We start from the raw sequence: 20,729 nt of genomic DNA on the forward strand, positions 1-20,729 counted from the left end.
TAGACTTCGCCCCTTTGCAAATGCAACCTATTCGCATCTGTTAGGTTCTCAAGGGCTAAGCATGCTTTCCTCGACTTCCCGCAGGGCTTCCGCGCTGCGTCTACGCGTCAGCGCGGCATCCATTGCCGCCGCCCTCGCGGCCACCACGTACGCCGCGCAGGCGCAGGACGCCAAGCCGGCCGTCGCCGAAGACGCCGCCACGCTGGATTCCATCCAGGTCGCCGGCAGCTGGCTCGGCACGGGCCTCCAGGACAGCGTGAAGACCTTCGCCGGCGCCCGTACGGTCCTGGACAGCACACAGATTCGCGCAACCGGTGCGACCAGCATCGGCGACGTCATGCGCCGCATCCCGGGAGTCCAGTCGACCGACAATTCGGGTTCCGCAGGCAGCGCCGTCTCGCTCAGCATCGGCGTCCGCGGACTGACCGGTCGCTATAGCCCACGATCCACCGTGCTTCTCGACGGCATCCCCATGGCTTTCGCACCGTACGGGCAGCCGCAGCTTTCCGTGGCGCCGGTCAGCCTCAACAATATTGAATCCATCGATGTCGTCCGTGGCGGCGGCGCCGTGCGATACGGGCCGCAGAACGTCGGCGGCATCATCAACTTCAATACCCGCGCCATCCCGACCACGCCCGACCTGAGTGGCGACGTGACCGTGCGTGAAAATGCTTATGGCAAGGGCGGCGGAAGCAACCAGCAATACAGCACCTTCCTCGGCGCCACGATGAGCAACGGGCTTGGCCTCGCCCTGCTCTACTCCGGCATGACGGGCACGGACTGGCGCCGTGGCAGCGACGAGAAGGTCAACGACGTTGCGCTGAAGTTCCGCTATCCCGTGAGCCCGACGGCCGAGGTCTACGGTAAGCTCTCTTATTACGACGTCAAGTCGCGCACGCCCGGCGGCCTCACCGTGGCCCAGTACGACGCCGACCCGTTCCAGAACACGCGTCCCACGGACTTCTGGACCGGTCACCGCAAGGCGGCGGACGTCGGCTACATCAACACCTTGTCCGACGACAGCGAAGTCGAGGTTCGCGTCTACGACAACGAGAGCTACCGCAGCAGCACCCTGATCAACACGACGGGCACGCAGCTCGCCGTGCAGCCGCGCAACTACAAGGTCTTCGGCATCGAGCCGCGCTACACGCAGCGCTTCGAACTGGGTCCGACCACGAATGACGTGACCGTCGGCTACCGCTACCTGCGCGAGCGCGGCGATGACGGCAGCTACAACCTGAGCACGGCTACCGGCAAGCTCACCGCGCCGACGCGTTTCGACAACTCGACCGACGCGAATGCCGCCTACGTGGACGACCGCGTTGCGATCGGCAAGTGGCGCATCACGCCCGGCGTGCGCTTCGAGCACATCGACTCCGACCGCGTCGACACGACCCTGCACCAGCAATACAGCAGCCTGAACAACAAGCCGCTGCCGTCGCTCAACATCTCCTACCTGCTCACGCGCGACCTGACACTCTTCACCGACTACGGCACGTCGTTCGGCCCGGTGCAGAACATCCAGCTCAACTCGCAGTCCGCGACCAATCCCCTTAAGCCGGAACTCGCGCGCACGGCCGAACTGGGCGCACGCTGGCAGGGTCCGCAGCTGCACGCGGAGCTGACGGTGTTCAAGATGCGCTTCGACAACCAGATCCTGCAGGTACCGGGCATCCAGCCGCCCACCTTCCAGAACATCGGCGCGACCAACCACAAGGGCCTCGAATCGGCGATCGACTACCAATTCGCGGAGCAGTCCGCGCTGCGCGGTCTCGATCTTTATGCCAACTTCACCTACACCAAGGCTATCCAGGAGTCGGGTGCCACGGCAGGACTCGACGTGCCGTTCTACTCCCGCCGTACGGATACCGCCGGTGCGAAGTACCAGCTGGGCCTGTGGACCTTCAACCTGTCGAGCACGCACCAGAGCGGCCAGTTTGCCGACCAGGCAAACACCGTGCAGGAGACGCCGGACGCACGCGTGGGCCGGATCCCCGGATTCCGCCTGTGGAACGCCCAGGTGAGCTGGCAGATCCCGGCATGGAAAGGCAGCAGCATCGACGCCGGCGTGAACAACCTGGCCGACAAGCGCTTCTACACGCGCAACGTCGACGGCAATGCCGGTCGCATGGTCGGCGCGCCGCGCACGACCTACGTGCAGTTCCGCGTCGCTATTTAACCGGCACGAACTCCGGAATCTCGGTGCTTCGATCCTTCAGGCAGGCCGTACACGTGGTGGAGTCGAGCTCGACTTTCACGTAGTACGTCCTGTCGGCACCGGGCATGGCATCGCTCTGGAGCCGGTAGGCGTCGTCCGCCTTCTCGAGCTGATGCGCCTGCACCCCGGCGTGGCCGCCGTCGAAGATCGCGGCCAGCTGTTCGGGCGTCAGGTCGGGGATCCCGATATCGACCTCGACTGTCTTCGAGCAGTCGTGCGCGGTCTGGTCCGAGCAGCGGACGGAGTACGTAACCATGCTGGGTCTCCGGTGAGGTGACGGCGAAAGCCAACATTAAGCCCGTAGCGAACGTTGTCGCCATACCCCAAGCGACATAGCGCCGCCTTTCCCTGCAGGAAGACCCGAGGCGCTTTACCGCAGCATGGCTCGCATGCTCAGCGCCGTGACCGGCCCGACGATGGCCGTCACCGACGGATTGTCCAGCAGCGCCACCAGCATCGCCTTGGCCTCGACGTCACTGCTGCGCGACACCTTCTCAACCAGTTCCGCCAGCTTCAACGTGCTCGCCGGCGCGGCCTGCACGCTCGAGGTGGCCGCCACCGGGCGCGGGACGGGACGCGGGACCGACTTCGACACCGGCGCGGAAGCCCGCGGCGGCTGGGTATGGGCCTGCGACGTGGTCGGCTCGACGGTGAGCACAAGCAGATGGCGATGAACGGTGCCGATGCCCAGCGATCCGTTCAGCTGGAAGTCGACCTCCAGGACCTCCAGCGAGGTCTCGCGCCGGCCCACCGTCTGAGTAATGACGTCACCCACCGACACCTGGGGTTCGGACGGGCACGGCAGGCTTACCAGGCCGTCACCCGTGTCCACACGCGCCTTGTAGACCATGCCGTCGATGGTCACGCGGTCGGGCCAGGCGGTCTTGGCATCCATGGGAGGGCCTCGCAAAGAAATCCATGGTGCCACGGATCCCCGGGGCACATCTGCGACAATGGCCCTGCCCCACAGTCCACCTGGCCCCCTTTCGATGAAGAAATCCAAGTCCGCCGCTCCCCCGGTGACGACCCTGCACCCACGCAACCGCCATACCGGGCGCTACGACTTTGCCGAGCTTTCGCGCGAGATGCCGCTGCTCGCCGCCTATGTCGGCGACAACGGCCACTGCGAAGACAGCATCGACTTCTCGGACCCGCACGCCGTGCGTGCGCTGAACCGGGCGCTGTTGAAGTCCCAGTACGGTATCGCTCACTGGGATATCCCACCGGACTACCTGGTGCCGCCGATCCCGGGCCGCGCGGACTACGTGCATGGCGTGGCGGATCTGCTGGCCAGTTCCAACGGCGGCCAGATCCCCACCGGGCCCGGCGTTCGTGCGCTGGATATCGGCACCGGCGCCAACCTGATCTACCCGCTCATCGGCAACCGCGAATACGGCTGGCGGTTCACCGCCTCCGAAGTGGACACCCATGCGCTGCGTGCGGCCAAGGGCATCGTCGACGGTAACCCGGGCCTCGGTGACGGGATCTTCCTGCGTCGCCAGGAAAACCCGATCCACGTCTTCGAGCAGCTCCTACGCCCCGAAGATCGCTTCGACGTCAGCATGTGTAACCCGCCTTTCCATTCGTCTGCGCGGGAAGCCGCCGCCGGCAATATCCGCAAGACCCGCAACCTGGACAAGACGGACAAGAAGGCGCCACCGCGCACCACCAATCTCAACTTCGGCGGCCAGGGTCGCGAGCTGTGGTGCCAGGGCGGCGAGGAACGCTTCATCCGCACGATGATCACCGAGAGCACGAGTTACGCGCGCACGGTGCTCTGGTTCACCACGCTGGTCGCGCGCAGCGAACACCTGAACGAGATCTACCGCGCGCTGACCCATGTGAAGGCAGTCGACGTTCGCACGGTCAACATGGCCCAGGGCAACAAGCAGAGCCGCTTCGTTGCCTGGACCTTCCACGACGAGGCCGCGCAGCGCGAGTGGAACCTCGAGCGTGAAAAGAAGCGGGCCGCGGGCTACTAAGCACGCCGGCCCGGCCTGGCTCAGAGATTCGCCCGCAGCGTGACGAACGCGCTGCGCGGCTCTCCCACGTAAGCACCTGCGCCATTGGCCGCCGTGAAGTAACGGCGGTCAGTGACGTTGTGCACGTTTACGTCGACGCCCCATGTCGAGGCTTCGAAACCGACCAGCATGTTGACCACGGCGAACGACGGGATGGAGCTGGCGTTCGTGATGTCGCTATAGCTCTTGTCCTGGTAGTTCACCCCGGCGCCAACGCGGAAACCGGAAAGGCCGCCAAGGCGGAAGCGGTACGTTGTCCAGAGATTGGCCAGCATGTCCGGCGCACCCTGCGGGCGATGTCCCTCCGAGGTGATCCCCTGCGGATTGTTGGTGATGAAGGCATCCTGATGCGTCGCGTTGGCGAGAAGATGCCACTGGTCGGTGAGCGCCACATCCGCTGAGATTTCCTCACCCCGTGTTTTCTGGCTGTCGAATACGACGGTTTCGATACCGTTGAGCGTCGTCGCGGTCGCGACATGGTTACGGCGAACGTCGAAGGCGGCCGTGTTCAGCAGCACCCTGTCGTCGAGCCAGGCGAACTTGATGCCGGCCTCGTACTGCAGGGCCGATTCCGGCTCACCCACGCCGTTCTGGGTGTTCTCGGAATTGAAGTTCGTCAGGTGGCTGCTCGATACGCCGACATAAGGCGACATCCACGGCAGCGCCTTGTACAGGGCTCCGATATTCCAGCTGACCGGCGCGTCGTTGCGCGAGTCGCTGACACCGGCAAGCAAGGGCTTCGCATCCGTACCGAAGCGGCCGGGCACGCTGATGCGCGGTGTCAACGTGGTATCCCACCAGTCCTGGCGCACGCCAGCGCGAACCTTGAACGCGTCGGTCACGTCGATCTGGTCGGTGGCATATGCGCTGTAGTAGCGCGCACCGAGCCGGTCGTCGTCACACGAATGCTTCGCATCGCACAGGAAAGGCACCGCTGTAAGCGAGGTTTCCGGCGGCACGGGGTTGAAGGCATCGGGAATGTTCGGCAGGTCCGCCGTCGCGCGGTCGGTCGACAGCTTCTGCTGCTGGTACTCGAAACCGGTAAGCAAGGTGTGTTGCAGGGAGCCGGTCGAGAAGCGCCAAACCGGCTCGAACTGGTAGTCGATGCTCCTGTCGGTGTCGTTCTGCTCACGCAGCTGGCGGCTGACCACCTGGCCATTGCTCACCTTCGTACTGGCGCTGTCGCCGTTGACAACGACATCCAGCGAACGGTGCAGTCAGGAGAACCGGTTGTTGATGGTGAGGTCGTCGTTCACCGTCCACTGGTCGGACCCCGTCGTTCGCGCGAAGTCGGAACTCGACTGGCTGAAGGGCGACGAATACATGGCCTTGCGAGGCACGTCGTGGATCGGCGCGCCGTTGAAATAGATCAGGCCGTAGGAGTCCGGTGTTTCGTGGATGTTGCGCAGATCGAAAGCGAGGTCGGTGACGTGATTGCCCCACTGCCAGCGGAAGGCGGGACGAATCTCGCGATCGCGCCCGGCGAGGTCACGGAAGCCATCCGTATGCGAGGCGGTGGCATCGATACGATAGTCGAGCCCGTCGACACCGGTCGGACCGGTCACGTACGCACTACCGGTGATCGTGCCGAACGAACCTGCCTGCAAGCTGCCGCCATAGTGCAGCGTAGAGGCTGGCGCATAGTGCACGATGTTGATGGTGCCCCCGGGCGGACCGCTACCAGACAAGGCCGAGCCGGGTCCTTCGAGGATCTCGATACGTTCGACGCCGTTGAGGGAATGCGACAGTCCGCTCAACTGGTCGCCATCGGAGAAGCCGTCGCTGTAGATCTGGGCATTCAACCCGCGGATGAGGAAATGATCGAAGTAACCCTTGGAGTCCTGGCCACCCGCGTTGATTCCACTGGCGTTGTACACGGCATCGCGGAGCATGGTCGAGCCCTGCTCGCTCAGCAGTGCTCGCGGTATCACCTGCACGCTGGCGGGAAGGTCTTCGAGCTTCGTATCCGTCTTACTGACGGACGCCTTCTGCGTCGGTACGTCGACGCGCGCATTGGCGACGCCCTGCACGGCGATCGGGGCGAGGTTCACGGCATCCTGCGCATGGACGCGCTGGCTGACGCCCTGACTGGCGAACACGACGAATACGGCAACCGACAACGCAGTCGGCTTCAAACGGATAACAGGCATAAGAATCTTCCCCAAAGGTCAGCAACGTCACGAGCAAATAAATGCGAATGCAAACGCTTCGCATTTAGAATTCGGCGTTAGTGCGCGACTCTGGGCGTTTGGTTGAACTCCATTACAAATCCGCAACTTATAGCGAATTCCGATAGGCCCAGCCTCTTGTCACGATAACTTCAATCAATTTCTGCAACGTGTGAGCAGACCGTATAGTCGAACGTATGCGTTCATAGGCAATGCCGGATAGCGACCCTTCGTTCCCGGCCCACCCCAGGAGAAGCGCGAATGACGAACGAAGCGAAGTGCCCGTTCAATCACACCGCCGGCGGCGGTACGACGAACAAGGATTGGTGGCCCAAGCAGCTACGCGTCGATCTGCTCAACCAGCACTCTTCCCGGTCCAACCCGATGGACCCGGACTTCAACTACGCCGAGGCGTTCAACAAGCTCGACCTGGCGGCGGTCAAGAAAGACCTCCTCGCCGTCATGACCGACTCGCAGGACTGGTGGCCTGCCGACTTCGGCCACTACGGTGGGCTCTTCGTTCGCATGGCCTGGCATAGCGCCGGCACCTATCGCATCGGCGATGGCCGTGGCGGCGGTGGCCGCGGCCAGCAACGCTTCGCTCCGTTGAACAGCTGGCCCGATAACGTCAGCCTCGACAAGGCACGCCGCCTTATCTGGCCGGTCAAGCAGAAATACGGTCGCAGCATCTCCTGGGCCGACCTCATCATTCTCACCGGCAACGTTGCCCTGGAAAGCATGGGCTTCAAGACCTTCGGCTTTGCCGGCGGCCGCGAAGACACCTGGGAACCGGACCAGGACGTTTACTGGGGCACCGAAACCGAGTGGCTCGGCGGCGACCATCGCTACGGCAAGGGCAAGACGCAGGGCAACGAGCACGATGCCGGCGCGCACGAAGAAGGCGTGATCACGGCCGAAGCCGAATTGCACGGTATCGAGGAAGACCGCACCGAAGACGGGCGTCTCCTGGAGAACCCGCTCGCCGCGGTGCAGATGGGCCTTATCTACGTCAACCCCGAAGGTCCGGAGGGCAACCCCGATCCCATCGCGTCCGCCATCGATATCCGCGAGACGTTTGGCCGCATGGCCATGAACGACGAAGAGACGGTTGCGCTCATCGCTGGTGGTCATTCGTTCGGCAAGACGCACGGCGCGGCCGACGCGAAACATGTGTTGGACGAACCCGAGACCGGTGGCCTCGAAGACCAGGGCTTCGGCTGGAAGAACACCTACGGTCGCGGCAACGGCCCCGATACGATCACCAGCGGCCTCGAAGTCACCTGGACGCAAACGCCCACGAAGTGGAGCAACCAGTTCTTCGAGAACCTGTTCGGCCACGAGTGGGAGCTGTCAAAGAGCCCGGCCGGTGCCAACCAGTGGGTCGCCAAGGATGCCGAAGCGACCATTCCCGACGCCTACGATTCGTCGAAGCGCCACCGCCCGACCATGCTGACGACCGATCTGGCACTGCGCCTGGATCCCGCCTACGAGAAAATCTCGCGGCGCTTCCTCGAGCATCCCGAGCAGTTCGCCGATGCCTTCGCGCGCGCCTGGTACAAGCTCACCCACCGCGACATGGGTCCGCGTGCCCGCTACCTCGGTCCGGAAGTACCCAGCGAAGTGCTGCTGTGGCAGGATCCGATTCCCGCGGTGGACCACGCACTGGTCACCGATGCCGATGTTGCTTCCCTGAAGTCGAAGGTGCTCGCTTCGGGCCTTTCCATTCCGGAACTGGTCTCGACGGCCTGGGCTTCGGCATCGACGTTCCGCGGTTCTGACAAGCGTGGCGGCGCCAACGGCGCACGCATTCGCCTGGCCCCGCAGAAAGACTGGAAGGTGAACCAGCCGGCGCAGTTGTCGAAGGTGCTGGCGAAGCTGGAAAGCATCCGTTCGGAGTTCAGCACGGGTGGCAAGAAGATCTCCCTCGCCGACCTGATCGTCCTGGCCGGTAGTGCGGCGGTCGAACAGGCCGCGAAAGATGGCGGGCAGTCGATCACCGTGCCCTTCGCTGCCGGCCGTGCCGACGCGACGCAGGAACAGACCGATGTCGAATCCTTCGCACCGCTGGAGCCGGTGGCCGATGGTTTCCGCAACTTCCTGAAGGGTCACTACAGCGTGCCGGCGACCGCGTTGCTCATCGACAAGGCGCAGCTGCTGACGCTCACGGCCTCGGAGATGACCGTGCTCATCGGTGGCCTGCGTGTCCTCGGTGCCAACGTCGAAGGCAGCACGCATGGCGTCTTCACCGACAAGCCCGGCAAGTTGAGCAACGACTTCTTCCGCAACCTGCTCGACATGCGCACGGAGTGGAAGCAGACAGGGCGTGACTCGTTCGAAGGCAGCGAACGCGGCAAGGGAACGCGCAAGTGGACCGCCACCAGCGTCGACCTCGTCTTCGGTTCGCACGCCGTGCTTCGCGCCCACGCCGAGGTGTATGGCAGCTCGGATGCCAACGAGAAGTTCGTCAAGGACTTCGTCGCGGCATGGACGAAGGTGATGAACCTCGATCGTTACGACCTGAAGAAATAACGCACGCAAGAAGTAACGAACGCGCAAAACAGAAAGCCCGCCCCGGCCCCGCGCCTGGGCGGTTTTTTTTTAGTTGAGAGACGGCCACTAACCGTGGAAACCGGCACTAACTGTTGGAGCCGGCACTAAGTGTCGGAGCCAGCACTAACTGTCCGAGCCGGCACTAACTGTGGGAGCCGGCTATGCCGGCGATGGGGTTACAGTAACCCGGCTATCGCCGCTGAAGCGGCTCCCACATCAGCGGATCTCATCAGCGGCTCCCACCAGCGGCTCGCACGAGCTGCTCCCGTATCGGCTGCTTCCACATTGCCCCAGGAACAAAAACCATGCACGAGACCATCACCATCACTACGGACGCCGGCGACTTCGCGGCTTACGTGGCCTACCCCGAAGCGAAGGAAGCACCCTCCGTCGTCGTGCTACACGAAGTGTTCGGCGTCAACGCCGACATTCGCGAAACCTGCGACGCCCTCGCCGCCCAGGGCTTCATCGCCGTCGCACCGGATCTGTTCTGGCGTCAGCAGCCTGGTGTCGACCTGAGCGTGACATCCGAAGCGGACTGGAAAGCCGGACTAGCGCTTTACATGGCCTACAACCGTGACCAGGGTGTCGCCGACATCGTCGCAACGATCGCCGCGGCCGGAAAGCTCAAGGGCGCAACCGGCAAAGTGGCGGTGATGGGCTACTGCCTCGGCGGCCTCATGACCTTCCTGACCGCCGCACGCGGCAAGGTCGACGCCGCCGTGGCCTTCCACGGTGGCGATACCGAAAGCTACCTCGGTGAAGCCGGTTCGATCGACGCACCGTTCCTCATGCATCTCGCCGAGGAAGACGAGTACATCACTAAGGCCGCGCAGGCAGATATCAAGAAGGCACTGGACGGGAAGCCGAACGTCGTCATCTACAGCTACCCCGGTTGCAACCACGCGTTCTCGCGTCATGGTGGCGCGCATTACGACGCCGCGGCGGCGAAGCTTGCCAACGAGCGCACGTGGGCGTTCCTGAAAGAAAAGCTGGCCTGACCCCGCAGGCCTTCGAAGACCCCTGCCCCCTGTGGGAGCCGCTTCAGCGGCGACGCCCTGTGTGGGAGCCGCTTCAGCGGCGATGCCCTGTGTGGGAGCCGCTTCAGCGGCGATCTGGTTTCGCCGCTGAAGCGGCTCCCACATTCCGGCTCCCACATTCAGGCTCCGGAGGGACTCAACTTCGCTGGAACTGCACTGATTCCCGGCTGCGCCTCAGGGCAACGCGTTCCGCGCGGCGTCCTCGATCAAGGCAGCCACTTCCTTCGGGTGTGACTCATACACCGAGTGGCTCGCGCCCTGCACTTCGATCGTGTGCGCATGTGCGCGTTTCGCGTACATGCGCTCCAGATCGGGATTGATGATGCGATCCGCCGTGGCCACCGCATACCAGGTCGGCTTGCCCTTCCACGCCGGTTGGCCGGCAGGCACCGTGAACACTTCGGCAGACGTGAGCTCCTGCGCCTGGGCTTCGAACTCCGCCTGGGCCTTGGGCAGGTCCGCGGCGAAGTCGGCGGGATAGAACGCCGGATCCAGATAGGTGAAGCCGTCGGCCGTCTTCTTCACCGCCTTGGTCTTGTTCGGGTAGAGCTTGCCGTTGCCGACCTCGGTTTCCCCCTGGTCGAGCGCATGCGCGGCGATATATACCAGACCTGCGACTTTCGGATCGTTACCGACGTCCGTGACGATGGCACCGCCATAGCTATGGCCGACAAGAATCGTCGGACCTTCCTGCATGTCGACGATGCGCTTCACGGCCGTCACGTCGTCATTGAACGAGGTGAGCGGATGCTCGGCGACGGACACGTGGTAGCCGTCCCTGGTAAGGATGTCGTATACGGGCTTCCATCCGCTGCCGTTCACCCATGCACCGTGTACCAGCACGATGTTCTTCACGGGTGTGGCCGCGGCGGCCTGGTTGCTCATGGCGGCCGCACCCAGCGCGAGGCCGGCTGAAAAAAGAAAGGTCTTCGTCGTGGTACGCATGGTCGTTTCTGTCCTCGGAGGGGCGTTGGATTGAATGTGGTCGCATCCTGCGACCGCCGCCTTGCCGAAAACTTTCTCGAAAATGATGGCCCCGTAAACAGGGCAACAGGGATGCCAAGCCACGACACTCCGCTGCAAGTTCGACCCGCCGAAACTGAAGCTCAGGTGACGCGAGGAGTCTGCAGCGACGACCTCAGGCGAGCGTCGTCAGTTCCACCGGCAGTACCGTGTCGCCGCTGATGATCTGCGCCTGGCCGTCCTGGACCATGAACTGGATTTGCATCGTGCGCTGGGTCAGTGCGGCGAGTGCCTCGACCGTGGCGGGCGCAATGTCGATGACCGTGACGTTCTTCGTGCGTGCCACCGCAGCGGAGGTCTTCTTCCACCAGACCTCGGCGCTTCGCCCGCTGTAGGTGTAGACGATGACGCGGTTGGCGCGCCCTGCCGCACGGCGGATCCGCTGCTCATCCGGCTGACCGACCTCGATCCAGAGATCGACTTCGCCGGTGAGCTCCTTTCGCCACAGGTCCGGCTCGTCTTCTGAGCTGATGCCCTTGCCGAAGGCCAGCGAATCGTCGGCGTTGAGCGCGAATGCGAGCACGCGGACCATCATGCGCTCGTCGGTTTCCGACGGGTGCTGGGCGATGGTGAGGGCGTGTCCCTGATAGTAGTGCCGGTCCATGTCGCTGACCTGCAGGTCGGCCTTGAAGACCGTGGATTTGAGTGCCATCAGGCCATTCTACAGGACTCCGTCCTATTCCCCTCGGCCCCGGCTCGCGGGATGATCGGCACGGGGCTCAAAACGGGGGTGAAGCGCATGCCGCACCAGGATCAGCAGGTCGAAAGACTCACGTTCTTCTCGGACGCCGTGTTCGCCATTGCGATGACGCTGCTGGTCATCGACATCAAGGTGCCGGAACCGGCCGTCAACACGGACGAGGCCTGGGTCCAGGCACTGGCCAACCTCATACCGCACTTTGTCGGGTTCATTCTCACCTTCTACGTGGTGGGTGCCCTCTGGGCAGCGCATCACCGTACGTTCGGGCGCCTCCGCCACTACGATCCGGCGATCGTCTGGCCCAACCTCACCCTGCTCATGGTCGTGGCGTTCATCCCGTTCCCTACTGCGCTGATGAGCACCCATTTCACCGACCGCGTGCCGCAGATGTTCTACGCGCTCACCCTGCTGGTTGCGGGCCTGTGCCAGTACCGCCTGATACGACGCACGCTCCGGCCGCCTTACCTGTATGCGGATGTCACGGCGGACGATGTCACGGTCGCCACACGTCGCAGCCTGGGCATGCCGTGCATGGCCCTGCTCGCCATCGTCATCGCCATCTGGTGGCCGGGGCTGAGCAACATCCCGCTGATGATCACGCCGCTCTTCATCGTGTTGCTGGTACGCATGAGGAAAGTGCCGGCGGCCACCGTTCCGCCAGAGCCTTCCTGACGGGTCACCCCGTGCCGCGTATCGCTGCCAGCAAGGCATCGCGGCCGAACGGCTTCTGCAACTGGACGGCAATACCGGCTGCCGCCACGGGTAGCTCCGCGTAGCCGCTGGCAAGCACGACGCGAAGACCGGGGCGCCGGGCGGCCAGTTCCGTGGCGAGCTCGGAGCCGGTCATCCCGGGCATCGCGTGATCGGTGACGACGGCGACCAGCTCGTCGATCGTCTCGAGGCGTCGGAGGGCTTCGTTGGCCGAGGCCGCGCCGCGCGCGTCGTAGCCTGCGTAGTTGAGCATCTCGACAGCCGTCGACAGCACCAGTGGATCGTCGTCGACGACGAGGATCACGGGCAGCGGACCCTTGGTAACGGTGACATTCGGGGCGATGCGAGCCGACAGCGCAGGAGCGGCCACCGGCTCCGCGACCGTGTCTGACGGCGCGACGGGAAGATACATCGAGACCGTCGTTCCGCCTGTCTCGCTGCTTTCCAGCTGCAGGGCGCCGCCGGATTGCTGCACGATGCCGTGGACCATCGACAAACCAAGGCCCGTGCCCTTACCCACGCCCTTGGTGGTGAAAAAGGGCTCGGTTGCACGGGAAAGCGTCGCTTGATCCATGCCGAAGCCGGTATCAGTGATCGACAGCCGAACATACTTGCCGGCGGCCACCTGAAGGGCGTGCAGGCTGCCGAACTCCTGGCATGTCGCGCGGATGGTGATCACACCGCCCTCCGACATGGCATCCCGCGCGTTGACGCACAGGTTGAGGACGCAGAGTTCCAGCTGGTTGATATCCCCCATGACGTCGGGAAGCGCGAGCGGAAAGCGCACTTCGATCGCTATCGATGGACCGAGCGAGGTACGCAACAGGTCGGACATACCTGATACCAGGGTCACGACATTGACCGGCTCGAGATGGAGCTGCTGGCGCCGCGCGAAAGCGAGCATGCGCTGCGTCAGGCTCACGCCGCGACGGACGCCGCTGAGCGCGTTGCCGACAAGCCGGTTGAGGCGTTCGGGAAGCTCGGCGTGGTCACGCATGAGCTCAAGGTTGCCCTGCACGGCCATCAACAGGTTGTTGAAGTCGTGCGCAACGCCGCCGGTGAGCTGTCCCACCGCTTCGAGCTTCTGCGACTGGAACAGGGCCTCACGGGTCTCTTCCAGTGCGAGCGCGGATGCGCGCCGCTCCGTGACATCCCGCGTTACTTTGGCGAAGCCGATGAGTTTGCCGGTTTCGTCGGTGATGCGGTCGATCACCACGTGCGCCCAGAAACGGCTACCGTCCTTGCGTAGCCGCCAGCCTTCGGTTTCGATCCGCCCGTCGCGGGCCACGGCTTCCAGATTCGTCATCGGCTCGCCGCGCTCGACATCCTCCTTGGTAAAGAACGCCGAATAATGGTTCCCGATCACCTCGTGCGGGGCGTAACCCTTGATGCGCTCGGCACCCGAGTTCCAGCTCGTGACGTGGCCGCCCGGATCAAGCATGTAGATGGCGTAGTCAGCCACGCCCTGGACCAATACGCGGAACTGCTCCTGGCTGCTTCGCAGCTCCTCATCCACACGCTTGCGTTCCGTGCGGTCGCGCATGACCACACCGAAGCCGAGTGGGGTCGCGCCGTCATGCACGGGGTCGACCAGGATCTGCGCCCAGAACCGCGAGCCGTCCTTGCGCACCAGCCAGGTATCGAGTTCGCTGCGGCCGTCGCGAAGGGCCACCTCGAGCAGCGTCGTCGGCGCGGCGGCGTCGCTATCGTCGCCAGAGAACAACGAGGCGAACGGTGCACCCACGATATCGCCCGCGTCGTAACCCGTGGCATGGACGGCACCCGCGTTCCACGTCGCGACAGCACCCCCCGGCTGCAACCAGAAAATGGCGTAGTCGGAGATGCCTTCGACGAGCCGCCGATAAGCGGAATCGTCCATGGTGATAGGGGTCAGGGGGGTGGTCATGGCGTCAAGGTACTTCGTCGCGCTTCGCGCTCCGTGAAGATGTCTTCACGGAACCCGCCGCCGCCTTAGTCTTCCTCCGGATCCAGCTCTTCTTCCATCGGATCGGCCGGAGCGACATCCATGCCGTCGTAGGCGCCCAGCCCGTGCTCGGCGGCAAACCGGTACAGCTCGGCATTGCGCTGGTCGAGGCTGTCCGGTGTATGCACCTCGATCTTGTCGACATGCAGGATCCACAGGTCCGGCGCGGTCGGCTCGTCCTTGTCGGCCAGGTAGACCTCAACAAAGCGGTAGCCGGCCTGCTCCAGAGCCGGTACGGCGGCACGCAGTTTGTCGGCCGACGCGTCGGTGAAGTCGAAGCCCCAGATCAATGGCGCCTTGAGGTCCCAGTCCGTGTTGTCGGCGATCTGTTCAAACATCAATACCAGCTGGTCTTTCTCGATCACGGCGGCAGTTCCTTGAATAAGCCACACAGGATACCGCCCCAAACCGGCTTCTTGTAGGAGCGAACGAGGCCATGCACTCCTTCAGGCCGGCGGTTGCCCGCCCCACAAGCTTTTCAAAACCCCGGCGACAGCTGCAATCAAACGATGCGCGGCAGGGCTATCGTCTGTCGCAGCTCACCGGAGAAACGACGATGTCGGACGCACTCAACCAGACCCGGCGCAAGTTCATGGGCGCCGCCGCCCTGGGTATCGCGCTCGCCCCGCTGGGGCTGGGCAACCTGGCCAGCGCGAAGCCAGGCAAGGAGGCGGTCGCAGCAACGGGATCGGAGCCCACCGGTGGCGCGACGTCGTTCCGCAGCCTCAAGCAGGTCAAGGCCGGCGTGCTCGATGTTGGCTATGCCGAAGACGGTCCTCGTAAGGGACCCGTCGTCATCCTCCTGCACGGCTGGCCTTATGACATCTACAGTTTCGTCAACGTCGCGCCGATTCTCGCCGCGGCCGGCTACCGGGTCATCGTGCCCTACCTGCGTGGCTACGGCAGCACCCAGTTCCTCTCCGAGGACACACCGCGCAACGGCCAGCAGGCCGCGATCGCGTCGGACATCATCGCCCTGATGGATGCGTTGAAGATCAAGAAAGCCACCGTGGCCGGCTTCGACTGGGGTGCACGCACGGTCAACATCATGGCCGCGCTATGGCCCGAGCGCATCAAAGCGATGGTGTCGGTGAGCGGTTACCTCATCGGAAGCCAGGAAGCGAACAAGAAGCCGCTGCCACCGAAGGCGGAACTGCAATGGTGGTATCAGTTCTACTTCGCCACCGACCGCGGCCGCGAAGGTTACGCGCAACACACGCATGACTTCGTCCGCCTGATCTGGGAACAGGCCTCACCCCAGTGGCACTTCGACGACGATACGTTCGAGCGCTCCGCGCCGGCGTTCAACAATGTCGACCATGTTGCCGTTTCGATCCACAACTACCGGTGGCGTCTCGGTCTCGCACCTGGCGAACCGCAATACGACGCCCTGGAAGCGAAGCTCGCCACGTTCCCGACCATCAGCGTGCCCACGATAACCATGGAGGGCGATGCCAACGGCGCCCCCCATCCCGATCCTGCCAACTACGCGAAGAAGTTCACAGGCAAGTACGAGCACCGCCTGATCAGCGGCGGCATTGGGCACAACCTGCCGCAGGAAGCGCCGCAGGCGTTCGCGAAGGCGGTTATCGACGTCGACAAGCTCTGACCAAGTCGGTCTGATCAACGCAGGTCAACTTCGTCATCCAGCCGCTCCACCACGACGGCGAGCTTGTTTTCTCGGAGTGCGAAGGCCGAATGGCCTTGTTCCAGATCGCCGACTGCTACCCGGTCACGCGTGGCGGCAGCATGGGCATCTGCCTTACGTGCCGACACATCGAAAACGACCGGAGCGACGCTGGTGACCCTGACCTCGAGTCGGTCGCTGCTTTCAGCGTCATGCACATGGCGGCTGCCTTGCTGCGATGTCGAGTAGACGAGGCCCTGCGAGTCCACGACAACGACCTCGATCCGATACGGCTTGCCTTCATAGGTTGCCGTGACGACAAAGGTCTTCACGAAAGCCACCGTCTGCGCGGTATAGGGAACGGGCGGAATCAGTTCATCAGCGATCGGCGCAACACCCACTGCCGGTTGCGGCAGGGACAACGTCCGGACTGGCGGTACGCCGGCATTTACCGTCGCAACCGCACGGTTCGCACCGGGCGGCGCGGCAGCCGAGGCGGCTACCGGCAAGGTCAAACCCACCAGGATGAAGATCGTGCCGCGCATGCCACCCATTGAGCGCCATGTAGCGACCGGCTTCCATCGGTAGTTGTACGCATACCCGGCCAATACTGAAATGTTGTGTTGTTTCCCCTAGGATGGCGGCCCTTATTGCTTTTTTCGCCGCCCTCAAGCGGTGCCTGGAGTTCCCTTGTTGCACTACACAGGTCCCCTGCTGACGCTTCCGCTCGCCCAGGCCCTGCTGGGCACGCGCGACGCAGGTGCCGCCGAGTGGACGGGCTCCGTGAACCTCGGACGTACTGACGAGGTGCTGTCGCTGCAGGCAGACACATGGCAACGGCTTGGTCAGGCGTATCCGTACCCGGGCAAGCTGAAAGACCGCACCATCTATTACTGGGACGGCGACGACTTCTCCGCGGTGTCGCGCTTCTCCGGATCCCTCATCAAGCTTGTTCCCACCGAGTGGGGCGCGCCCACGTTCGAGATCGACGGCATCAAGATGCTTCCGACCTCGAAGGAGTCGCCCTTCGAGGACGCGCGCAGGAAAGTCGCGCTGGTCGAACCCCGCGGCAAAGTGGTTCTCGATACCTGTGGCGGCCTGGGTTACTTCGCCGCATGCTGCATGGAAGCCGGCGTCGGGCAGATTCTCTCCTTCGAGAAGAACGAAGACGTGCTCTGGTTGCGTACGCTGAACCCTTGGTCGCCCGATCCCGACGCGGCGTCCAGCCAGGGGCGCCTGCAGCTGACCCATGGCGACGTATCACAGGCGATCGCGCAGATCCCGGACGCGTCGATCGACGCCCTGCTCCACGATCCGCCGCGCTTCGGCATCGCCGGTGAGCTCTATTCGCAGGTGTTCTACAACGAGCTGGCGCGTGTCCTCCGTCGTGGCGGGCGCCTGTTCCACTACACCGGCAGCCCGAACAAGCTCACCAGCGGCCGCGACGTGCCGCGCGAAGTGGCCAAACGCCTGGAAAAGGCGGGGTTCAAGGCGGATCTCGCACTGGACGGCGTGCTCGCGACCCGTCGCTGAGGCACGTTCATTCGAACGACTTGGGTCGCTTCGCCTCGATCATCATGCCGACGCGCTCTTTGTCCAGCGCAGTCGCCGGCGTGTAGATGATCATCGCAAGCTCCGGATGGCCGTCCACGGCGAAGGACGAATACTCGAGCGTCACCTCGCCGACGAGCGGCAGGGAGAACTGCTTCGTACCCTGGCCGTAGCCCTGCAGCGCATAGTCATTCCAGATGGCTTCGAAGTCCGGACTCAGCGCGATGAGTTCGTCGACGAATCCCCTCACCTGCTCCGTGGCGCCGAGGCGAGCGATGTCCGCGCGGAACGTCGCGACGGCGTAGCGCGCGTGCTGTTCCCAGTGCAGGGTCTTGCTGCGAATGCGGTCAGTCGCGAAAAGCAGCTTCAGGACGTTGCGTTCTTCGGGCTCGAGCGTGCCGTAATCCGTGAGTACCGCTGCAGCCGCTGCATTCCACGCGACGATGTCCCATTGCGCTGTCTTCACCAGCGCCGGACTGAACTCCAGCGAGTCCAGCACCCGTTGCAGCTGCGGTGAAACCGCCTCGGACGCCTTATACGTCACCTCGGGAGGACGATTCTGAGCGAGCAGGAAAAGGTGCTCGCGCTCCACGGCGGTCAGGGCCAGCGCGGCAGCAAGGCGATTGAGCACCTCGGTCGACGGGGCGCCACCACGCCCCTGCTCCAGCCACGTGTACCAGGTGGCGCTGACGTTGGCGCGCAGCGCCACCTCTTCACGCCGCAGGCCCGGCGTGCGCCTGCGCGTCGTTGGCATGCCGCAGGCCGCGGGGTCCAGCTTCGCGCGGCGGTCCCTGAGATAGCTGCCTAGTGGATTGTCTGCCGGGATATTCATGGCCGGATTATGTCCCTCCCGACCACCGAGGGACATCCCGCGCCGCTTTCGCCAGCTCTAGCTCTCGCCGCGGGCTTCCGCCCTGCGCTGCTGGTAAGGATAGAACCGGTTCTCGCGCAGCTCGTGCTCGATCTTCTCCAGGCTCTTGCCGTTCGTCTCCGGTACCAGGTAGTAGATGAATACCAGCGCGAACAGGGAGATCACCGCGTAAAGCCAGAATGTGTGGGCCGCACCGAGCCAGGTCACCAGCGACAACGTGGTCAGGGTCACGATCAGGTCGAAGAACCAGTGGCTGAAGGCGCCCAGGCTCGCGCCCTTGCCGCGCACGAACAGCGGGTACACCTCGGAATTGATCAGCCAGATGCACACGCCGAACCCGCCGCAGTTGAGCATGAGGTAGGCGGCCAGGCAGGCGACGACGGCCCAACGACTGAAGTCCGTGGTCGGCCCCGCGCCTTCGAACAGATAGCCCATCAGGGCCAGGGCAACGATCGAACCTGGAATCATCCAGAGCAGGTAGTTGCGACGGCCGATCCGGTCGACCAGGAAGCTGCCGACGACGGTCATGATCACCACGAGGATGGTGCTGCCGCCCGTGGCCAGCACGGCCGCCTTGTCCGAGAAACCGGCCTTGGTAAGGATGGTCGGTGCGTAATAGATCAGCGCATTGTTGCCGGTGATCTGCGAGAACATCGAGATGCTCGCGCCAACAATCACCGCAGGGCGGATCCAGGGCTTGAACAGATCCTTCCACGTGCCGACCTCCTGGTTCTGGGTCACGGTCTGGATCTCCGCCACCTCGGACTCGGCGGCGGCTTGGGTGCCACGAACGCGCTCGAGCACCTTGATCGCTTCAGCCTGACGCTCCTTCACTACCAGCCAGCGCGGGCTCTCCGGAAGGACAAGCATGCCCAGCAGCAGGACGATGGCAGGTACGACACCGAGGCCGAACATCCAGCGCCAGTGCTCGCCAAGGACGAAGCCGGTGAAGTACGCGATCGTGATGCCGAACACCACCATGAACTGGAACAGCACCACCATCTTGCCTCGGTGCTGCGGCGGCGCGACTTCGGCGATATACACCGGGATGATCTGGGTGGAACTACCAGCGGAGAGGCCCAGCAGGAATCGCGACGCAATCAGCAGTTCGACATTCGGCGACATGGCCGAGGCGATCGATCCCAGAGCGAACAGCACGCCGACGAAGACGACCATGCGCTTGCGACCGAAGCGATCGGACAGCGGACCGGTACCGAGGCAACCGAACAACGCACCGAAAATGATGGCGCCGGTAACCAGCTGTTTGGCCGTATCGTCGAGCGCGAACTGACGCCCGAGGCCAAGCAGCGCGACGCCGATGATTCCGGTGTCGTAGCCGAACAGCAATCCGCCGAGCGCGGCGACAACCGCGATCCCTACGACGAGCCCCAGGTGCGGCGTTGCCCCAGCCGGGGTGTCCATCGTGTCACTCACTGTGCGCATGTTTTGTCTCCAGCTCGACCCGAGCACGGAAGTCCGCGCGACCGGCGGTCGCGGCGATGAGGCGAGCGTTCGGCTCGTCGGTGTTTTCGATCCAGTCCAGCGCGTCGTCCCGACTTCGTCCAAAACGCATGTGGCGCTTCAGAAGCTGGGCTTTGCGCTGCGCGCCATCGACTTCGACGTACCAGGCCTCATCGAGCAGGCCATGCACGGCGGACCAGGGCGCCTCGTCGAGAAGGAGGTAGTTGCCCTCGGTGATCACGAGCGGCACATCGGCGCGGACAGGAATCTCACCGGCGATGGGTTCTTCGATCTCGCGATGGAAAGCGGGCGCGTAGACGGTTTCGTCGTGAGCCGGACTTCGCAATCGTCGCAGCAGGGCGACGTAGCCAAAGGCGTCGAACGTGTCGTGCGCGCCCTTGCGTTCGGCGCGCCCGAGACGCTTCAACTCGGCGTTGGCCAGATGGAAGCCGTCCATCGGGACGATGACAGCCGCCTTGCCAAGATAAGCGGCGATCTGCTCCGCCAGCGTGGACTTCCCTGCCCCGGGTGCACCGGCTATGCCGAGAATCCGACGCCCGCCTCGTGCCATGAGCGCGTCCACGCGCTCGCGAACCTTCGTGTCGATCATGCTCTCACCAGCTAAATACCTGCCGTGAAAGCTAACGGTCGTCATGTTATCGCCGAATGAAATACACACCTGTGGGAGCCGATTCATCGGCGATAGGGGGCAATCGGCTCCCACATGTTTTGATTCGCCGATGAATCGGCTCCCACATTACATCCGCCAAGGCCGAGGTATCCGGACATTGCCATCCCTACAGT

General features: G+C 63.9%; 19 protein-coding genes. 7 read left to right on the forward strand and 12 right to left on the reverse strand.

Going from position 1 to position 20,729, the window contains the following annotated elements:
- The first annotated feature begins 61 nt into the window (after positions 1-61).
- On the forward strand, positions 62-2,179 hold the full coding sequence (locus tag ACVWWJ_RS10405) for a TonB-dependent receptor family protein (protein ID WP_456967744.1): 2,118 nt from the start codon (positions 62-64) through the stop codon (positions 2,177-2,179).
- On the opposite strand, the gene ACVWWJ_RS10410 is transcribed toward ACVWWJ_RS10405, so the two are convergent.
- The gene (locus tag ACVWWJ_RS10410) at positions 2,172-2,474 is read right to left on the reverse strand and encodes a saccharopine dehydrogenase family protein (RefSeq protein WP_159896774.1); all 303 of its coding nucleotides are present in this window, start codon (positions 2,472-2,474) and stop codon (positions 2,172-2,174) included. The two genes, ACVWWJ_RS10405 and ACVWWJ_RS10410, sit on opposite strands and share 8 nt — an antisense overlap.
- 114 nt (positions 2,475-2,588) lie before the next feature.
- On the reverse strand, positions 2,589-3,113 hold the full coding sequence (locus ACVWWJ_RS10415; protein ID WP_456967745.1) for a hypothetical protein: 525 nt from the start codon (positions 3,111-3,113) through the stop codon (positions 2,589-2,591).
- Positions 3,114-3,207: 94 nt separating this feature from the next.
- Here ACVWWJ_RS10415 and rlmF point away from each other — a divergent pair, with 94 nt between their 5' ends.
- Entirely contained in the window at positions 3,208-4,200 is a 993-nt protein-coding gene (rlmF, locus tag ACVWWJ_RS10420) for a 23S rRNA (adenine(1618)-N(6))-methyltransferase RlmF (protein WP_456967746.1), read from the forward strand.
- Between the two features lie 20 nt (positions 4,201-4,220).
- On the opposite strand, the gene ACVWWJ_RS10425 is transcribed toward rlmF, so the two are convergent.
- Complete coding sequence (locus ACVWWJ_RS10425) at positions 4,221-5,405, reverse strand: TonB-dependent receptor (RefSeq protein ID WP_456967747.1); 1,185 nt, start codon at positions 5,403-5,405, stop codon at positions 4,221-4,223.
- A gap of 51 nt (positions 5,406-5,456) precedes the next feature.
- Complete coding sequence (locus ACVWWJ_RS10430; RefSeq protein ID WP_456967749.1) at positions 5,457-6,389, reverse strand: TonB-dependent receptor plug domain-containing protein; 933 nt, start codon at positions 6,387-6,389, stop codon at positions 5,457-5,459.
- 279 nt (positions 6,390-6,668) lie between these two features.
- On the opposite strand from ACVWWJ_RS10430, the gene katG reads away from it, so the two are divergent.
- Positions 6,669-8,936 (forward strand): catalase/peroxidase HPI, encoded by a 2,268-nt coding sequence (gene katG / locus ACVWWJ_RS10435; RefSeq protein ID WP_456967750.1) that lies wholly within the window; start codon positions 6,669-6,671, stop codon positions 8,934-8,936.
- Positions 8,937-9,262: 326 nt separating this feature from the next.
- Positions 9,263-9,958 carry a dienelactone hydrolase family protein gene (locus ACVWWJ_RS10440; protein ID WP_456967751.1) on the forward strand — a complete coding sequence of 232 codons (696 nt, stop codon included), beginning with the start codon at positions 9,263-9,265 and terminating at the stop codon, positions 9,956-9,958.
- 213 nt (positions 9,959-10,171) lie between these two features.
- Here the strand turns inward: ACVWWJ_RS10440 and ACVWWJ_RS10445 are convergent, their stop codons facing one another.
- Entirely contained in the window at positions 10,172-10,942 is a 771-nt protein-coding gene (locus tag ACVWWJ_RS10445) for an alpha/beta hydrolase (RefSeq protein ID WP_456967752.1), read from the reverse strand.
- A 193-nt stretch (positions 10,943-11,135) separates the two neighbouring features.
- Positions 11,136-11,672, reverse strand: coding sequence for a YaeQ family protein (locus ACVWWJ_RS10450; protein WP_159894232.1), 537 nt, complete (start codon positions 11,670-11,672; stop codon positions 11,136-11,138).
- An 87-nt stretch (positions 11,673-11,759) separates the two neighbouring features.
- Between ACVWWJ_RS10450 and ACVWWJ_RS10455 the strand changes: the two genes are divergently transcribed.
- Positions 11,760-12,392, forward strand: a complete 633-nt coding sequence (locus tag ACVWWJ_RS10455; RefSeq protein WP_456967753.1) for a TMEM175 family protein — start codon at positions 11,760-11,762, stop codon at positions 12,390-12,392.
- Positions 12,393-12,396: 4 nt separating this feature from the next.
- Here the strand turns inward: ACVWWJ_RS10455 and ACVWWJ_RS10460 are convergent, their stop codons facing one another.
- Together ACVWWJ_RS10460 and ACVWWJ_RS10465 are read right to left on the reverse strand one after the other, a co-directional pair.
- Positions 12,397-14,337 (reverse strand): PAS domain S-box protein, encoded by a 1,941-nt coding sequence (locus ACVWWJ_RS10460; RefSeq protein WP_456967754.1) that lies wholly within the window; start codon positions 14,335-14,337, stop codon positions 12,397-12,399.
- A gap of 65 nt (positions 14,338-14,402) precedes the next feature.
- Positions 14,403-14,780 (reverse strand): ribonuclease E inhibitor RraB, encoded by a 378-nt coding sequence (locus ACVWWJ_RS10465; RefSeq protein WP_200851811.1) that lies wholly within the window; start codon positions 14,778-14,780, stop codon positions 14,403-14,405.
- A 191-nt stretch (positions 14,781-14,971) separates the two neighbouring features.
- Here ACVWWJ_RS10465 and ACVWWJ_RS10470 point away from each other — a divergent pair, with 191 nt between their 5' ends.
- Positions 14,972-16,024 carry an alpha/beta fold hydrolase gene (locus ACVWWJ_RS10470; protein WP_456967755.1) on the forward strand — a complete coding sequence of 351 codons (1,053 nt, stop codon included), beginning with the start codon at positions 14,972-14,974 and terminating at the stop codon, positions 16,022-16,024.
- Between the two features lie 14 nt (positions 16,025-16,038).
- On the opposite strand, the gene ACVWWJ_RS10475 is transcribed toward ACVWWJ_RS10470, so the two are convergent.
- Entirely contained in the window at positions 16,039-16,587 is a 549-nt protein-coding gene (locus tag ACVWWJ_RS10475) for a hypothetical protein (protein WP_456967756.1), read from the reverse strand.
- A 145-nt stretch (positions 16,588-16,732) separates the two neighbouring features.
- On the opposite strand from ACVWWJ_RS10475, the gene ACVWWJ_RS10480 reads away from it, so the two are divergent.
- On the forward strand, positions 16,733-17,575 hold the full coding sequence (locus ACVWWJ_RS10480) for a class I SAM-dependent methyltransferase (protein WP_456967757.1): 843 nt from the start codon (positions 16,733-16,735) through the stop codon (positions 17,573-17,575).
- A 7-nt stretch (positions 17,576-17,582) separates the two neighbouring features.
- On the opposite strand, the gene ACVWWJ_RS10485 is transcribed toward ACVWWJ_RS10480, so the two are convergent.
- Genes ACVWWJ_RS10485 through ACVWWJ_RS10495 form a run of 3 tightly spaced genes read right to left on the reverse strand, consistent with a single transcriptional unit; the run spans position 17,583 to position 20,535 of the window.
- Positions 17,583-18,425: an MmyB family transcriptional regulator gene (locus tag ACVWWJ_RS10485; protein ID WP_159894218.1), complete on the reverse strand. Its 843-nt coding sequence runs from the start codon at positions 18,423-18,425 to the stop codon at positions 17,583-17,585.
- Positions 18,426-18,482: 57 nt separating this feature from the next.
- Positions 18,483-19,907, reverse strand: a complete 1,425-nt coding sequence (locus ACVWWJ_RS10490) for a sugar porter family MFS transporter (RefSeq protein WP_159894216.1) — start codon at positions 19,905-19,907, stop codon at positions 18,483-18,485.
- A complete protein-coding gene (locus ACVWWJ_RS10495) occupies positions 19,891-20,535 on the reverse strand; it encodes a nucleoside/nucleotide kinase family protein (protein WP_456967758.1) in 645 nt (214 codons plus the stop codon). The genes ACVWWJ_RS10490 and ACVWWJ_RS10495 overlap by 17 nt, the downstream gene beginning before the upstream one ends.
- Positions 20,536-20,729: the final 194 nt, after the last annotated feature.

The sequence above is a fragment of the Luteibacter sp. HA06 genome (assembly GCF_054061215.1).

Coding starts and splice junctions, on each gene's coding strand:
- ACVWWJ_RS10405 (WP_456967744.1), top strand. CDS start 62: ATGCTTTCCTCGACTTCCCGCAGGGCTTCCGCGCTGCGTCTACGCGTC.
- ACVWWJ_RS10410 (WP_159896774.1), bottom strand. CDS start 2,474: ATGGTTACGTACTCCGTCCGCTGCTCGGACCAGACCGCGCACGACTGC.
- ACVWWJ_RS10415 (WP_456967745.1), bottom strand. CDS start 3,113: ATGGATGCCAAGACCGCCTGGCCCGACCGCGTGACCATCGACGGCATG.
- rlmF (WP_456967746.1), top strand. CDS start 3,208: ATGAAGAAATCCAAGTCCGCCGCTCCCCCGGTGACGACCCTGCACCCA.
- ACVWWJ_RS10430 (WP_456967749.1), bottom strand. CDS start 6,389: ATGCCTGTTATCCGTTTGAAGCCGACTGCGTTGTCGGTTGCCGTATTC.
- katG (WP_456967750.1), top strand. CDS start 6,669: ATGACGAACGAAGCGAAGTGCCCGTTCAATCACACCGCCGGCGGCGGT.
- ACVWWJ_RS10440 (WP_456967751.1), top strand. CDS start 9,263: ATGCACGAGACCATCACCATCACTACGGACGCCGGCGACTTCGCGGCT.
- ACVWWJ_RS10445 (WP_456967752.1), bottom strand. CDS start 10,942: ATGCGTACCACGACGAAGACCTTTCTTTTTTCAGCCGGCCTCGCGCTG.
- ACVWWJ_RS10450 (WP_159894232.1), bottom strand. CDS start 11,672: ATGGCACTCAAATCCACGGTCTTCAAGGCCGACCTGCAGGTCAGCGAC.
- ACVWWJ_RS10455 (WP_456967753.1), top strand. CDS start 11,760: ATGCCGCACCAGGATCAGCAGGTCGAAAGACTCACGTTCTTCTCGGAC.
- ACVWWJ_RS10460 (WP_456967754.1), bottom strand. CDS start 14,337: ATGACCACCCCCCTGACCCCTATCACCATGGACGATTCCGCTTATCGG.
- ACVWWJ_RS10470 (WP_456967755.1), top strand. CDS start 14,972: ATGTCGGACGCACTCAACCAGACCCGGCGCAAGTTCATGGGCGCCGCC.
- ACVWWJ_RS10475 (WP_456967756.1), bottom strand. CDS start 16,587: ATGCGCGGCACGATCTTCATCCTGGTGGGTTTGACCTTGCCGGTAGCC.
- ACVWWJ_RS10485 (WP_159894218.1), bottom strand. CDS start 18,425: ATGAATATCCCGGCAGACAATCCACTAGGCAGCTATCTCAGGGACCGC.
- ACVWWJ_RS10490 (WP_159894216.1), bottom strand. CDS start 19,907: ATGCGCACAGTGAGTGACACGATGGACACCCCGGCTGGGGCAACGCCG.
- ACVWWJ_RS10495 (WP_456967758.1), bottom strand. CDS start 20,535: ATGATCGACACGAAGGTTCGCGAGCGCGTGGACGCGCTCATGGCACGA.